Raw genomic sequence first — 15,656 nt, 5'->3', positions numbered from 1 at the left:
TTCAACAAAGTACATAGAAAATTGAATGAAATGGATTAGTTGGAACGCCGTATGCGGTGAAAGTCGCACGTACGGTGTGAACAGGGGGAAAAGGGAGCGATAACTTCAAACCCTTACCTATCTGTATCAATAACAATCTTCCACAATCGGACGCGATTGTGGAAAAAGACGTACTAAAAATTTTCCGATTCCCAAAATAATTTAAACCCCTCTCAAAAGAGAAGGGTTTTTTCTTGCCGAAACTTTGACGGCAGACATCTGTTTTATAATAATTCATCAATGCGCGGTTTAAGTTCCAAAACCTTAGTAAATCAAGCTTTCAAACTCTGATTAATTCATGTTCATTTATACTGTTACCCCGTGACTAGGGTGGAGATCGCTGGTTTGAACCCAGTTGGAATCATTACATTGTTTGCCTTAGAAGCCCTTAAAAATTTAAGTAAAGTGGGCATGAAATAATACAATAATAGCTAAAGATGAAGGTGTTCCATCACCTACGTCTAAGTAGTCGCCTCGCACGAAGAAAGGCCAGGAATTTGATGTCATTTCGAGGAATAACATCTGTCGCCTGGGAAGCTTTAGCTTAGGTGGTTTATTCATTATATATAAAATATTATAATGACAAGTGCTACTACTTATTTTATCCTTCTGTATCCATTGTCACCTCATCACATGGGAGTGCGTCTCGAAGTTAGACCTGAAAATGTAACACATTAATAAACATCACCTTGTTGAAATAAATATCTCTATAATCCGACCCTAATTTCGTGAAAATATACATTTCCGAATTTCGGGTCTTCTTCTGTCTGATCCCATGTCATCTCTAGATTTTTCTTCTTTCCCCAATAAAACAAATGAATCGGAAAGATTGCGAATGAAGGAAAAATTTATTGGATATCGTGTGGAAGTTCAGCACCATAGCTCCTCTCCATAGACCAATTCATAAGCAGGTGGCTGTCGAAAATTGCGGTTATTTCAATGAATGATTGTTTATTTTTGATAGGATTGTACTACCAATCGCTTTTCAGTATTGGGCTTAGGATTACTTATTACCCCCGAAGCAGTTAAAACGCCTAATATAACTAACACTGCCCCAATAATTTGAAATACCTTTATCTCTGTTCCAATGGCAAATGAAATAATCATCGTTACAACGGGAACAAGATTAAAAAATATAGATGTTTTACTTGCACCAATCTCTTTCATACCCTGATTCCACCATAGGTAACCCAAAACACTTGTAAAGAAAGACATAAAGGCTATTGCAATCCAAGCTCCAATCGGAACATTCGGTAAAGAAATTGGGTTGGATGTAAATAAGGAAATTACTATTAAACTAACAGTACCAATAGCCATCGTATAAGTGGTTGTAGATAACGGAGTTCCATCCTTTACCAATCGACGTCCAAGTACACCATAAAGTGCCCAACAAACGTTGCCTGAAAAAATAATTACGTCTCCAACTGAAATTGATAGGGTTTTAATGGTTACAATAGAACCTTGTGTAATGACTAACAATACACCGATGAAAGCAAAACATATGCCGAATACTTGTTTTTTTGTAATATTGTCCTTTAATATAATTCGAGCGAAAATCGTTGTTAATAAAGGATTCAGACCCATTATTAATGCCCCATTAACGGGTGATGTATATTTTAAACCTACAAAAAAAAAAGCATTAAATCCAAAGATTCCCACAATCCCAAGAATAATATATGAAACTGCATTTTTCTTTAATTGACTTTTCTTTATACCTTCAGTAAAAATTAAAATAATGAGCATAACCGCAGCTGCTAAGCCGAAACGCCATGCAGCAGCAGATGATGGAGAAAAATATCCAACTGTATATTTTGCAAGGTTAAAGGTAGCTCCTGTAAAAATGGAGAAGCCGAGTAACTTTAGGTATATATATATTCAAATGTTTCATTTGTGTTCCGCATCCTCTTTTAAAATTGAATAATAGGTATCTAGTTTTAGCTTTGTTGTTGAAGTCACTTCTTCCAGCTCCTTCTTTTTAATTTCCATTTTCTCTAAGTGCTTGGTTAAGACCTCAATACGTTTATTTATTGACGGAGTGAGTTGTGACGGTTTCACATCCGAATTAATTTTTTCCAAAATACAGCCATCTTTGACAAACTCATTAATATCCTCCAAAGACATACCTGTTTCCTTTAAACTTTTCAGAAATGTCATGAACTGAATATCAGTTTCCGTATAAAATCGCCTTCCACCGTTTTTTCGTTTTGGTGGGGGAAGTAACCCTATTTTTTCGTAATACCTTAATGTATACGAGCTAACGCCAGACTTCTCAGCAGCTTTACTAATGGAATACAATAACATCATCCCTCTCTTTAGATTGAATTTAGTTTACAACTTAGAGCTGACTCTAAGTCAAGCAAATAATAAAACTTTGCCGATCATAGTTTAAAAAATCTAAGGAAGGTTACCTATATCAACACTCTAAATTGGGGTATACGAAAGAGCAGTTGGAGGAGTTGAAGCATTCTTCACAGATGTACAAACAAATCGAGATTATGAAGTTTGCCAATGAAAAGTATTCAAACGGAGAGACATCCATGCAGTTATTTGACGAATATCTTGCGCCAAATGGATTATACCTACTCGATGTATCTGAAACATCTCTTTCACCTGCCAACCAAATTCAGTTGGCGGAAGAAATCAATAAGCTGGCAAGATATTTTAACTGTCAAGTTCTTATCGCAACACATTCTCCATTTATGTTGGGAACACTAGATGCTAGAATATATAATCTGGACGCTCCCTTTTTAAGAACATTTAAATGGACTGAACTTGAAAATATAAGATTTTTCTATGACTTTTTCAAAGATCGTAAGAATGAATTTGGATAATCAACAGAAACAACTTTGAGCACTTCAGAGAAAACAAAAGGTACAACTAGAAAAACTCACTAGTTGTACCTTTTTGCACGGAAAACTTCCGATTTGCCTATAATAAGAGCCGTCCTGTGCTCTCACTTCATTAATGAATTTCTTGAATGACTTTTTCTAGGAATTCACCCATTCGCTTAACAGCAGGCTCTGAAAAATCAAAACTGACGCCAGTTTCTTCATAAACAGCTGCGATGGACTGATTGTAGTCAGCACTTGCACCTTTTTTGAAGGATTCGATAGCTTGCTCTGGGTTGTTCTGATAATTCTCAAGTAATTGTAGAGCACCAAGCATTGAGATAGAGTATTCAATATTATAGAAAGGAACTTCAAAATAATGAAGGGTGCCTGCCCAGCTCATCCCAATTTCCTCCTCAAATCCAGAAGTATCAACAGGGTTTAATCCATAGCGTTTTGAGATTTCAAAATATTTTTCATCACGCTCTTTGGCAGTGTGTTTAGGATTTGTATACATCCAATGCTGGAAGAGATCCCCAGACAATGGGCCGTATAACATTGTAAATGCTCGTCTTAGCTCCTCACGCTGAGCGCTTTTAAAATCTTCTTCTTCTGGATAAAAACGATCCAACTTATCCAATAAGAGTAATTCCATCCCATGAGAATAAAGTTCAGCAATTTCCATTCGGTGCTGGTAGTCTTCAGTAGGACCGTGTTCTGAAAACTCGAGATACCCATTCACTGCATGGCCCATTTCATGAATTAATGCGATCAGAGAGAAAAAGGATGGACTAAAATTCGCAAAGACAAAGGTATCCCCTGAAACAGGCAAGGCGGTACAGAAACCACCCGGGCTTTTTCCTTTCCGATCCCCAAGATCTAGTAACCCATGGTCTCTCATGTAATCGAAGCGGTCTGCAAAATATGGGTCGGTCTTCCCTAAAATTTCAGAAACGCCATCCATAAGATCGGACACTTCGGAGTATGGTGGGTTTTTCATCAATTTAGCTGTGTTATCCCATGGACGATATGTATCAACACCAAGCTTGGACTTAAAAACATCTGCTAGCCTGTTCCAAGCTGGAATAATATGTTTTTCTACATTTTCATGAAAGTCATAACAATCTTGGACACTATATTCACGATTTTTGGCCACAAACATATAATCTCGATAATTTTCAAAGCCTGCATTTACAGCGATTTGATGGCGCAGTTGAACGAGTTCATCCATGATAGCATCCATATCGGGCTTAATTTCACGAAAGGCGGAACCCATCTTATGATAAGCTTTTTCTCGCACCTCTCTGTCTAGATGATCAAGTTGGGCTTGGATAAATGGAAAAGGCTTTTCCTCCCCCTCCCATTCAACTGTTAACCCTCCCATAATTTCACTATACTTCGTACAGAGCTCTTGTTCTTTTACCATTAAAGGAATGTTTTCTTCTCTGAATAGTTTAATTTCGGACTCGCGAACTTGTCGCATTAAGCCGTACCGTTTTTCATCTAATTGATTTAAATAAGGAGACTCACAGTATTTCTCATTAAGTTTGGCTTTATATTTCATTAAAAGTGGTTGAATTGCTTGCTGATCGTGAAGATAAGTCGACTTGATTTCTGCATCTTCTGTGTTGCGGTAGAAGTCGACTTGGTGACCTGTCATGGCTTCTGTGATTTTAATCATTAAATCCTTTTCATCTTTTAACCACTTTTCTAGGTCAGAAACGGATTCGATTGAAACCTCAAGTAATCCTCGAAATTGAGCTTCGACCCCTTCTACATCTTGTAAATCAATTAATTCTTGATAATAATTTTGACCTTTATCTTGTGTCATGGATAACTCTCCATCCCCTTTAAATTTCTTTAATTATCTTAATAATTATAATATAGTTTTCTTTTTTAAGAAATCTAGAGTATTGTTTTATTAAAAATTTTTGGATGGTATTTACAGGGGGAGCTAGGTGATTTTTTTTCATTGGGTACCCCTTTGGCTATATTCAAACCACTTTCGTAGTCCAATCCTCGCAAATGTCACTGAATGGAAAGAAAAATTAATAATCTTTGAAATAATGTTTCGTAACTAATTAACACCCCGGTTAGATGGATTATGCCAAGGGATTATACGGATAAAACTATGAGATAACTGAACAAATAGGGTTGATGTATAGATTGAAGGCGTGGGGAATGGAAAAAGGAATATGACCGATTTCGTGAAAGTACTCGTTGTTTTAGTCATGGTAAGAACATAACGTTTATAACCAAATAAAATGATATAATTAATATAAATCTAAATAAGAAGTGAATCGGAGGCGCATGTAAATGAAATGGTCTGAGGTACGCCAGCATTTCCCGGAACGTTGTGTCTTAGTAGAAGCATTAAAATCAGAAACAAGAGGAAATGAAAGAATCATCGAAGAAATGTCAGTAATAGATGACTTTGAGAATGGCAATGCTGCATGGTAAATGTATAAAAGATTACATGCGGAAAATACAAATCGCGAATTATATATCTTTCACACGAATAACGAAGAAATAAAGGTAATTGAGCAGCCGTATATAGGGGTGCGTAGAAAAGTATGAAATTTCATATTGATGATCATTTGCCTCTAGTTGCTTTTCAGATTGAATACAAAGGTATGAAAAACACTTTTACTAACGTACTGCTTGATACCGGATGATCATCAACCATTTTAGATACGGACCTTTGCGAAGAAGTTGGGCTAATGCTCGATTTAGAAAATGCCATTACACGAAAGATGTACGGTATTGGCGGTACGGAAATTTACATTGAACAAAATGTGAGCGGCATAAATATTGACGAATTCCAACTTAATAATTTCACTATACAACTCGGCGATGTTAGAGAAATGCACGGATTTGATGGGATCATTGGTAGTGACTTTTTTCTTTACAATAAATTAATCATCGACTTCGAAAATATGGAAGTCAGAAAAAACTAGTTTAAGATAAACACTCCTACATGTATATGTGCCTGCCAAGCTGTTGAAAAATTAATATTGTAATAGATAGAAGCCCATTCTAACTATAGATTGGATGAGCCTTTTTAAGAAATCTTTAAAAACTTTGAATGGTTTATAAAAAGGGGTACCCGAGTTTTTAACCGGGTACCCCTTTACCTATATTTAAAACACTTTCGTAGTCCAATCCTCACAATTCCAAATATCGGTCGCAATTTCACGATAGAAATCAGGTTCGTGGGATACCATTAAAATACTTCCACGATATTCCTTTAAAGCACGCTTCAATTCTTCTTTTGCATCCACATCCAAGTGATTGGTAGGTTCGTCTAGAATTAATACATTCGTTTCTGTGTTTAATATTTTACACAATCGGACTTTGGCCTTTTCGCCGCCAGAAAGGACTTCGATTTTACTTTCAATATGTTTCGTCGTTAATCCACATTTTGCAAGAGCAGCACGGACTTCAGCCTGATTCATACTTGGGAACTCGCTCCAAATCTCTTCAATACAAGTGTTGTAGTTGGACTGTTTCACTTCCTGCTCGAAGTAACCGACGGATTGATACTCACCACGTTCCACTTTACCCGAAATGGGATTAATAAACCCAAGAATACTTTTTAAAAGAGTAGACTTACCAATGCCGTTTGCACCCACAAATGCAATTTTCTGTCCGCGTTCCATTTTCAAATTCAGAGGGCGAGAAAGTGGTTCATTGTAACCAATCACAAGATCTTCAGTTGTGAAAATAAAACGACTAGCTGCACGGGCTTCTTTGAAAATAAATTCTGGTTTCGGCTTCTCTTTCCCCAATTCAATAACTTCCATTTTGTCGAGCTTTTTCTGACGAGACATCGCCATATTACGAGTCGCAACACTTGCCTTGTTACGAGCAACGAAATCTTTCAAATCAGCTATTTCTTGTTGTTGACGTTTATAAGCAGACTCTAGCTGTTGTTTCTTCATTTCATGTATTTTTAAGAAGTTATCATAGTCACCAACATAGCGATTCAACTCTTGGTTTTCCATGTGATAGATCAGATTAACAACATTGTTTAAAAATGGAATATCATGCGAAATCAAGATAAATGCATTCTCATATTCCTGTAAATAGCGCTTCAACCATTCGATATGCTGTTCATCTAAATAGTTCGTTGGCTCGTCTAGTAATAGGATTTCAGGCTTTTCTAGCAAAAGCTTAGCTAGCAAAACTTTCGTACGCTGCCCACCGCTAAGATCATCTACATCTCGATCGAGCCCAACATCGTCTAATCCTAGACCACGTGCAACTTCCTCAACTTTTGAATTAATTCGATAGAAATCATTACTATCTAAAGTTTCTTGAAGCTCGCCAACTTCTGCAAGTAATGCATCGATATCAGCACCTTCATCACCCATTTTTGCATAAAGTTCATTAATCTCTGATTCAGCATCAAAAAGATATTGAAAAGCAGTACTCAAAGCGTCACGCATCGTAGTATCTTTTTGTAGTGCTGCATGCTGATCTAAATAACCAACACGAACTTTTCGTGACCACTCAACTTTCCCCTCGTCAGGTTGCAACTTGCCAGTAACAATATTCATGAAAGTAGACTTACCCTCACCATTTGCTCCGACTAGTCCAACGTGCTCTCCTTTTAAAAGTCGAAAAGACACATTATTAAAAATCGCACGATCACCAAAACCGTGACTTAAATTTTGTACGTTTAATACGCTCATTTTTTTAACCCCTTATTTATTGTAACATGTGGATTTTACTAGATTTTGGCTGCTTTTTCTATCTTAAAGTTATTTTTAAGAAAATTTATGTCTACTCATTATAAAAAAATGAGATTATTGAATTATATTTGATTATAACAATTGGGAATAAGTCCATTATACAACCTATCCTGTAGGTAGGACACGAGATATTCCCTAGTGGAAATAAATGTAGAAAAAATGAAAGAATTGGGTGAGCTCTAAACTAAAATTTTAAAAAAATAAGTGTAAATTCATCAACCCCTCATCTGTTGCCACATAAACCCTACACATATTGGATGTGTGGTACATTGTAATTATCTAACCAAAATTAACATTTCTCAGTTAAAATAAGCATTTCTGATTCCGGCCCTGATTTCGTGAAAATACTTTTCCGATTTCCGGGTCTTTTCCTATTATCGGTTTATCTTTGGATATCTTTCTTATAGGTGTAAGGGAAAGCAAAATGAACTTTTATCTTTAGTGTCAGATTCTCTATAAGTTCACTTATGATCATGATGATTTTCATTTTACAAGGAGACTAGTACTTTGGATGTGATTTGGGGAAGTAAGAAGGAGTTAGGGACACTTTACAGAATAATATAAATATTGAGTAATGATGTAAAATTATGGGTGAGATAATTAATGATAGTAATCATTTTGATGAATGAGAAAGACTCGATCGTGAACGCTATCGAGCATAAATGGAAAGATTATTAAAAAGTATTATTCATAGCTACTTCTTTGAGACCATATCACGTGATAACAGTTGTAAGAAATTTTTTTTGTCCATTCAAAGGAACCTTGGCGAAATGTAAAAGTACATTTTACAGTGCGATAGGGTGAATTTCTATTGGAATATGACGGATATATGCTGATTTGCATGTAAAGAAGGAAGGTGATCTTTTAGACGCGGCATATAGAAATTCGCTTCGGGAATAATGGCGGTTGCATAACATTGCCATTTGCGGGTGCTCTCAATAATTACTGTCGATAGGAAGTACCATGGCAGCTATTTAATAATACCCGAAGAGTTTCTATTAACTACATTTACTTGGGGAGGTTAGGTTATGAAAAAAGGATACGGAATGCTTGCGATCCTATTAATAGTTTGCCTGGTGTTGTCAAGCTCGTTGGATGTCGCAGGATCGGAGTTCAGATCGGTGAAGGCTTCCGGAAACGACATTGTATGGAATGGTGCGGATGATAGGGAAGTAGCAGCGGTTACTAATGCCGTTCAAAACGATACGCGCAAAAATGCCTCTGGCCCTAAAATAACATCCAATGCCCAAAGTGCGGAATTTCCCGGCATCTACTTTATCTGGGATTCTAAACAATCGGACAATGGCTACTTAAAGGTTCATTCTTCGGTATTCGATAAGTTTGATAGCTTCATACTGACCGCGAAGACAGCCAATTCATACTGGGATTTCGAAATCGCAATCAAGCCTGGTCAGGAAATGACAGAAGATGATTGCTTTGTGTTCTTTATTCCAAAGGTAAAGGAAGGCAAAAACATCAATATGGTATTTATGAGTGAGTTCAAACAAAAATCGCTTGTGTCTCAGGAGCTAAACTATACGGAGAACCCTGTTGATATTCCGAATCCAGACAGGGGCTTTTACAGACCCCAATCATATGTAATTCCGGTCAACGGTGGAACTCCGAGTTTTCCTAACTTAAAGGCCACCATAACAGGTACAACGGTTGAGGTCGATGCTCGCATCGTTTATATGGAATTTGACCTGAGAAACTTTTCGTCGAATGCCCCACTCAATGGAAGACCTATTGGACCCTGGAGTGCTCCCAATGCTACTCCGCCACAATATGGAACAACTCAACCTATCACACCTGCTGCGCTTGATTATGTAAGGCAAGCACTGCAAAGGGTAAGAGATAGCGATGCTGTTGCTATTGTGAAATTTAGTTATGACGGACAGGGCTATACTTATATTGATAGTGGAATTTATGACCAGGTCATTCACGATAGCGAACCAGGGGCGCCACATGGTCGGGTTTGGTATGAAACAGGAATTCCTGAGGAATCTGATTTGAGTGGTATACCAGGTCATGAGGATAAAAATTGGGTACAATATCATCTTTGGCAGCTTGGTAATGTTTTCAGTGAATTCGAAGATAGCATAATGACTGTTAAAGGGGGTATCTTTGGACCATGGGGCGAAATGCACTCGTCATCATATGCTCGAACTCGGGAGGGATACCATTGGCTTCTGAATGCGTTGCTGAACTATGTTCCCGATTCACGTTCAATTTTAGTACATGCAGGCGGTGTTATGGCATGGCATAACGCTGAGTACGGCACCGATTATAGCTTTACTAATTTAATGCCTGCCCCTGCAAGCGGAACACCAGCGCAACGTTTTGGTATGTTCAACGATAGTTATGCGCATGGTGGGGAAGACGGTGCTTATGATGACTGGGGCTCGCTTTCCGAAGGATATGCATTAATTGGAACTGGAGATTATGACGATTATGATCGTAACTCTGTTTTAACATGGATAAGAAATCAAAATAACTTCTATGGCGGTGAAACAAATACGCTCAGTGAAGATGATGAAGGTTATGAAGATAATATCTATCCAAGACTTCCTAGCGCTCTTTATGAAGCTGCTTATACCCAAACCACTCATTTGAATACGAGTTGGTCCAGAAACACATATAAACTTTGGGGTAATTTTGTTTATAATGAAGAGAATGTCACCGCACCGTTTACGCCTCCACACGATGGAGTGACTCGAACTGCAATCTTTGACCCAGTGTATGACGGCAGAAGTGGAATGGAATATATGCGTGACAGATTGGGCTACCGGTTAGTGTTGCGTGAGGCTAATGCAAGTAAATGGGTAGTGCGGAATGGTACCCTGAGGTTCGAGGGGAAGATCCAGAACGTAGGCTTTGGAAATATAGTAAACAAGAAAAATGTTTCGGTAATTTTAAAAGCCAAAGATGGTTCTAGCACTTACACGGCACTTACGAACCTTGACGCTAGGGATTGGCGGCCAGATTTGGACAGCAGGGCAAGCAATACTGCTGCATACCGTGATTTGAACTTCTCAATTAAGATGAGCGATTTTGGTTCTGTGCCTGCTGGCGACTATGATATTTACTTGAGGATCAATGATCCTAAAGAAACTAGCTCTAATAGACGTAGTATACAGTTTGCGAATCATGATATTTGGAATACTTCCCTTGGTGCAAACTTAATTGGTTCGACGACAGTTAAGTAAACAATAGACTTGTTCGGGAACCCTTTTGGGTTCTCGAACAAGTCTTTGTAGTTTTTCGGACTTAAACCCACAAAACTACCTCAAACCACCGCTTCTTATCCAATTTTCTTTGCACTTTTTATTTGTTAATATTAAAATGTATAAAGATTTAAATTAACTATATTTTGATAAAAAGTGCTAATGCACGTTATAAGTGTAATAAGAGCAGGGAAATCCTTGCTTTTTATTTTTGGGGACAAGGGCTTGCCCAAAACTCCATAAATGAGGAGATTTGAAAATGACAGATAATTTTTGGCGTGATTTACCAAGGCCGTTTTTTATACTGGCACCAATGGAAGATGTGACAGATGTTGTTTTTCGACATGTAGTAAGCGCGGCAGCAAGACCTGATGTGTTTTTTACTGAGTTTACAAATTCAGATAGTTATTGCCACCCACAGGGGATTCAAAGTGTGCGCGGGCGTTTGACTTTTACAGAAGATGAACAACCAATTGTAGCGCATATATGGGGGGACAAGCCTGAATATTTTCGGCAAATGAGTATCGGTATGGCGGAACTAGGCTTTCGGGGCATCGATATCAATATGGGCTGTCCTGTACCTAATGTGGCACAACATGGGAAGGGAAGCGGTCTTATCTGTCGTCCAGAAGTTGCGGCAGATTTAATTCAAGCAGCAAAAGCAGGAGGATTACCCGTAAGTGTAAAGACAAGGCTTGGCTACACAGAAGTTGAGGAATGGCAGGAATGGCTTACACACATATTGAAACAAGACATTGCCAATCTATCGATTCATCTGCGTACAAGAAAAGAAATGAGCAAAGTAGATGCCCATTGGGAGCTGATCCCCGAGATAAAAAAACTTCGTGACCATGTGGCGCCAGATACACTTTTGACGATCAATGGGGATATTCCTGACCGTCAAACTGGCTTGAAGCTCGCCCGCCAATATGAAGTTGATGGAGTTATGATAGGGCGTGGTATATTCAATAATCCATTTGCCTTTGAAAAAGAACCGAAAGATCATAGCAGTAAGGAATTGCTTGATCTTTTAAGATTGCATCTAGATCTCCATGATAAATATTCAAAGTTAGAGCTACGTCCGTTTAAGGCTCTTCATCGCTTTTTTAAAATATATGTCAAAGGATTTCGAGGGGCGAGTGAATTAAGAAATCAATTAATGAGCACAGAGTCAACAGATGAAGTGCGTGCGATGCTCGATAACTTTGAGTGAAAGAATCTTAATGGAATGGGTCACCCTCATTCTATGTCGGGTTATATATCAATTTATTTGGATATCCCCACTTCAAAAATAGCATGTTTTAAGTGGCGGCAAGTTCATATGGAAAAGAAATCATAGCAGAAACCAATTGAGGGTTTCTGCTTTTCTGTTTTTTGTCATAAAACAACAAATTAAACAAATATTTGCTATAGTATTTCTTGGGTGGTTTTTTTCTTAATGATCGTATTGGTAATGTCTGATCCCGATAAAAATAATACATATATGGCTCCGACTGTAATGAGTTTACATACGGTGATATTAATAAAATATTAGGAGTTTCGATGAAATTAAGAAGTTTTTAATTGGAAAAGAGGCATCGTTGAGTATGAAAGAAGGAAAAGTTATTAAATTCCCAGAAATGAAAATAGTTGATAACGACTTTGAGGTTGACTTTGGGGTAGAAGTTATAAGAAATAAAGCAGATTATATTGATTCAAAAGAAAGAGGCATTCAAGATGGAATTGATGAAGTCAACGGAATCTTATCATCTAATAATAAAAGATTAGAAGAATTAAATAAGGAGATTGATGGACTTACTAATCATTCAGATGGTATTGATTATATGGTTGCTGTTGGAAGTGGGATTCTTGCTGGAATCATTGATTCGCTCTGGGTTGGTGAATTCAAAATGGAGCGAGGAAAAGCATGGAGCAATAAGACTGTTAATGATTTTGTTATGAAAGTCGCCAAGATGAATGGCTTTGAAGGGGAGAGGCTTGACGATGCAATAAGATTTTTAGAGAACAAGTTCCACATTCCTAGCGACAATATATGGAAAGGTAAAGATATAGGTATTTCTGCAAGAAGCCATCACCTTGATGATTTAGCCCATCATCCAACACCAATTGGCTTATTTTTTTCAATACTTACGCAATTTACGAAGAAAGGATATTTTCAAAATAGTGAAGGACAATTTTTACCAATTACTATCGATGAAAATGGCGAGGGTTTGATTGGTCAAAATATTCCTAGTAAAATTTTTGCAGGTACTGTAAATTGGTTTTTTCATTTAGTAAGCGATATTTCTGGCAGCTACAAAACTGCCGGTGCTGGAATGGGAATTCCAGGACCAATTGTATCGCTATTAAAAGAATTGTCAATGATACCGGGATTAAATAAAACAGAGTTACCGAAAAAAATGAAAGAAATTTTTGTAAGAGAAAAATTTGATTTGCGAAGCGAGTTAGCTGTCGGTTACGAATTAAGTAGACAAGCTATGCCAGTCATTCTTAATGAGGTTATTGTACGTGCATTTTACTTTATCAGACGTTTAGTTATGGAAATAAAGGAAAAACAAAGTTTTAAAAAAATAGATTGGAAGAGAACTTTGCCTTGGAAAAACCGTACCATAGTTCGTATGCTTACAATCTCTACTGGTACATTCACACTTATAGATTTAGGTGATGCAGCCATACGGGGAGGCATTAAATCAGGCGGAAATCCAGCGATGTTTGCTAAAGAATTCATCTTGAGAGTAAACTTTGTTGGGGTCGGAAGATTTGCAATTGCTGTAACTACTGACGCTACAATGGGAATGAAACGAGATAAAATTCGTAATGAGAGAATGTCTATTTTTAGTGAACAATTGCACTTGATGAATGCAAAAGTTTACTATTTGCAGGCTGATGCATGGGTGGCAGCAAAAACGGCTGAAAAAACGATTAATGAGGCAGTTAAAATGATGGAAGAGACTACAAAGATTTCCATCGAAGCTTGGAAAGCAAATAGGCAGTCAATGGATAGCATTGGAAAATACAAACTTGGTATTGAAAATCATAATGCCGGGTTGATTGAAGATATAAACGATATTTTGAAGTGGGGGTAATTAAACATGGGCAATGCACTTGTTGTTTTGGATCCAAATCAAATAATAGAGTCGGGTTTATCAGGTTTTAACGATAAAGATCTACCTGTAATGATTCACGGGCAAATTAGAAAGCTCAACGACCTTGACAAGAGTGTCAAAAAAGCAATGAAAGCCGCTGCTGTAGCAAAAGATTCCGCAAAAAGTGCAAAAGATAAATCAGCTGGATTTGGAAAGAAAAAAGTTGCTATTGAAGAATTGCAATCAGCAGGAATAGATTTAGCCGAGGCAGTTCAATCAGGAGCTGAAGCACAAAAAATCTCTTTTGAATTTCAAACAAAATTAGCTGAAATTGCGAAATATTTATTTGGGTTGGGTGTTAGTAATATTGCTAGCAATCGGTTCGTTGTTCGTGAACTCGAAATGAGGTTAAAGGGTGCTTCTAAAGAAGAATTATCTGAATTAGCTAGACAAGAATTGATTATGGTTGTAAAGCAATTAAAGGAACAAGAAGATATACTTAGAAAACAAGATAATTTTTCAAAAACTATAAAAATTCACGATGAAAAACTACAAGTTCAATCCCAAAAAGTCAAACAAATTGATGAACGGTTACAAGCGCAGGCGGAAATTGATAAACTACATAATGAGCAGTTGAAAAACCATGAAAAGACTAGTAAAAGACTCGTAGAAGAATTGAACTCCCAAGCCGAGTTTAGCAGGTACCATAGTGAAAAATTACATACCCAAGCAGGGATTGTTAAGTTGCACGAGGAGCAACTAAAAATTCAAGCTGAGACCGACGAAAAACTTGAAGAGAAATTGCAAGCACAAATAGAGATTGATAAGCTCCATGATAAACAGTTGAGTATTCATGCAGAGACAGGTAAGAGACTCGAAGAAGAATTGAACTCTCAAGCCGAGCTCATCAAGTACCATAGTGAAAAATTACATACCCAAGCAGGGATTGTTAAGTTGCACGAGGAGCAACTAAAAATTCAAGCTGAGACCGACGAAAAACTTGAAGAGAAATTGCAAGCACAAATAGAGATTGATAAGCTGCACGATAAACAGCTGAGTATTCATGCAGAGACAGGTATAAGACTCGAAAAACAATTAGAAATCAGAGCCGAAATCGACAGGCTCCATAATGGACAGTTACAGGCTCAAGCCGTTATTGTTAACATGCAAGGAGAACAGTTAATAACACACTCTGAAAATATAAAAAAGCATGTTGAACAATTAACTGCTTTACAAGAGAAGAATGATGAATTAAAAGAACAAATAATGAGTAATTTGACAACAATTGAGGAACAGGCAATAAGGATAAATAAGCTTGAAGATGAAATGACTTCTTTAAAAGATATGTTAGACTCTAAAGCAAATAATACATTGTCAAAAATTATTTTATCCATCACCATTCTTGCTTTTGCACTATCGGTAAGTCATTTCTTTTTTTAATAAGGCTGTTGTTATAACCGAATGTTGATTTTACAGTATTTGAAAAATAAACGGATAAATTCCGTTTAAATTGGGAAATTCACATATTACCTTAAAAATAAAGGCAGTTTTTCCGCTAATAGTATCCAAATCTTTGGATCTTGTCTTATTTAGGGCAGTTAATCGGAATATCTCCGCTTATATCTGCTTTTATAGCATCCTCTACATACATTAGCGGGAAATTCTCCGCCTATGAATTCTCATACCTACACGAAAATCAACAATTATTAATAAAAGAGCTTTTAA

At 37.1% G+C, this 15,656-nt stretch carries 10 protein-coding genes and 1 pseudogene; 7 read left to right on the top strand and 4 right to left on the bottom strand.

Annotation, left to right across the window (positions count from 1 at the left end; genetic code table 11):
• Nucleotides 1-990 precede the first annotated feature (990 nt).
• Both NQ185_RS18335 and NQ185_RS18330 read right to left on the bottom strand, forming a co-directional pair.
• Nucleotides 991-1,927, bottom strand: a pseudogene (locus tag NQ185_RS18335) (DMT family transporter).
• Nucleotides 1,924-2,340 (bottom strand): MerR family transcriptional regulator, encoded by a 417-nt coding sequence (locus tag NQ185_RS18330; protein WP_257583490.1) that lies wholly within the window; start codon nt 2,338-2,340, stop codon nt 1,924-1,926. The pseudogene NQ185_RS18335 and the gene NQ185_RS18330 overlap by 4 nt, the downstream one beginning before the upstream one ends.
• A gap of 155 nt (nt 2,341-2,495) precedes the next feature.
• Between NQ185_RS18330 and NQ185_RS18325 the strand changes: the two genes are divergently transcribed.
• Complete coding sequence (locus NQ185_RS18325) at nt 2,496-2,870, top strand: hypothetical protein (protein WP_257583489.1); 375 nt, start codon at nt 2,496-2,498, stop codon at nt 2,868-2,870.
• Nucleotides 2,871-3,000: 130 nt separating this feature from the next.
• Here NQ185_RS18325 and NQ185_RS18320 read toward each other — a convergent pair whose 3' ends face one another.
• Nucleotides 3,001-4,698, bottom strand: coding sequence for a M3 family oligoendopeptidase (locus NQ185_RS18320; RefSeq protein ID WP_257583488.1), 1,698 nt, complete (start codon nt 4,696-4,698; stop codon nt 3,001-3,003).
• 485 nt (nt 4,699-5,183) lie between these two features.
• Between NQ185_RS18320 and NQ185_RS18315 the strand changes: the two genes are divergently transcribed.
• Complete coding sequence (locus tag NQ185_RS18315) at nt 5,184-5,327, top strand: hypothetical protein (protein WP_257583487.1); 144 nt, start codon at nt 5,184-5,186, stop codon at nt 5,325-5,327.
• Nucleotides 5,328-5,587: 260 nt separating this feature from the next.
• On the top strand, nt 5,588-5,824 hold the full coding sequence (locus NQ185_RS18310; RefSeq protein ID WP_257583485.1) for a hypothetical protein: 237 nt from the start codon (nt 5,588-5,590) through the stop codon (nt 5,822-5,824).
• A 183-nt stretch (nt 5,825-6,007) separates the two neighbouring features.
• Here NQ185_RS18310 and NQ185_RS18305 read toward each other — a convergent pair whose 3' ends face one another.
• Nucleotides 6,008-7,561: an ABC-F family ATP-binding cassette domain-containing protein gene (locus tag NQ185_RS18305; protein WP_257583484.1), complete on the bottom strand. Its 1,554-nt coding sequence runs from the start codon at nt 7,559-7,561 to the stop codon at nt 6,008-6,010.
• 1,088 nt (nt 7,562-8,649) lie between these two features.
• Here NQ185_RS18305 and NQ185_RS18300 point away from each other — a divergent pair.
• The 4 genes from NQ185_RS18300 to NQ185_RS18285 all read left to right on the top strand — a co-directional run bounded on the left by NQ185_RS18300 (nt 8,650) and on the right by NQ185_RS18285 (nt 15,371).
• The gene (locus tag NQ185_RS18300) at nt 8,650-10,827 is read left to right on the top strand and encodes a DUF4832 domain-containing protein (RefSeq protein ID WP_257583483.1); all 2,178 of its coding nucleotides are present in this window, start codon (nt 8,650-8,652) and stop codon (nt 10,825-10,827) included.
• 277 nt (nt 10,828-11,104) lie between these two features.
• Nucleotides 11,105-12,058 carry a tRNA dihydrouridine synthase gene (locus NQ185_RS18295; protein ID WP_257583482.1) on the top strand — a complete coding sequence of 318 codons (954 nt, stop codon included), beginning with the start codon at nt 11,105-11,107 and terminating at the stop codon, nt 12,056-12,058.
• A gap of 373 nt (nt 12,059-12,431) precedes the next feature.
• On the top strand, nt 12,432-13,931 hold the full coding sequence (locus NQ185_RS18290; protein WP_257583480.1) for a hypothetical protein: 1,500 nt from the start codon (nt 12,432-12,434) through the stop codon (nt 13,929-13,931).
• Nucleotides 13,932-13,937: 6 nt separating this feature from the next.
• Nucleotides 13,938-15,371 (top strand): coiled-coil domain-containing protein, encoded by a 1,434-nt coding sequence (locus tag NQ185_RS18285; RefSeq protein WP_257583479.1) that lies wholly within the window; start codon nt 13,938-13,940, stop codon nt 15,369-15,371.
• Nucleotides 15,372-15,656 lie beyond the last annotated feature (285 nt).

It is taken from the genome of Lederbergia panacisoli, from assembly GCF_024626525.1.
Taxonomy (GTDB): domain Bacteria; phylum Bacillota; class Bacilli; order Bacillales; family Bacillaceae_C; genus Lederbergia; species Lederbergia panacisoli.
Note: the sequence above shows the minus strand (reverse complement) of the source record. Positions and strands in the feature narration are given on the sequence as shown.

Excerpts from the sequence above, each read along its gene's own strand:
- NQ185_RS18330 (WP_257583490.1), bottom strand. The coding sequence starts at position 2,340 with ATGTTATTGTATTCCATTAGTAAAGCTGCTGAGAAGTCTGGCGTTAGC.
- NQ185_RS18320 (WP_257583488.1), bottom strand. The coding sequence starts at position 4,698 with ATGACACAAGATAAAGGTCAAAATTATTATCAAGAATTAATTGATTTA.
- NQ185_RS18315 (WP_257583487.1), top strand. The coding sequence starts at position 5,184 with ATGAAATGGTCTGAGGTACGCCAGCATTTCCCGGAACGTTGTGTCTTA.
- NQ185_RS18310 (WP_257583485.1), top strand. The coding sequence starts at position 5,588 with ATGCTCGATTTAGAAAATGCCATTACACGAAAGATGTACGGTATTGGC.
- NQ185_RS18305 (WP_257583484.1), bottom strand. The coding sequence starts at position 7,561 with ATGAGCGTATTAAACGTACAAAATTTAAGTCACGGTTTTGGTGATCGT.
- NQ185_RS18300 (WP_257583483.1), top strand. The coding sequence starts at position 8,650 with ATGAAAAAAGGATACGGAATGCTTGCGATCCTATTAATAGTTTGCCTG.
- NQ185_RS18295 (WP_257583482.1), top strand. The coding sequence starts at position 11,105 with ATGACAGATAATTTTTGGCGTGATTTACCAAGGCCGTTTTTTATACTG.
- NQ185_RS18290 (WP_257583480.1), top strand. The coding sequence starts at position 12,432 with ATGAAAGAAGGAAAAGTTATTAAATTCCCAGAAATGAAAATAGTTGAT.
- NQ185_RS18285 (WP_257583479.1), top strand. The coding sequence starts at position 13,938 with ATGGGCAATGCACTTGTTGTTTTGGATCCAAATCAAATAATAGAGTCG.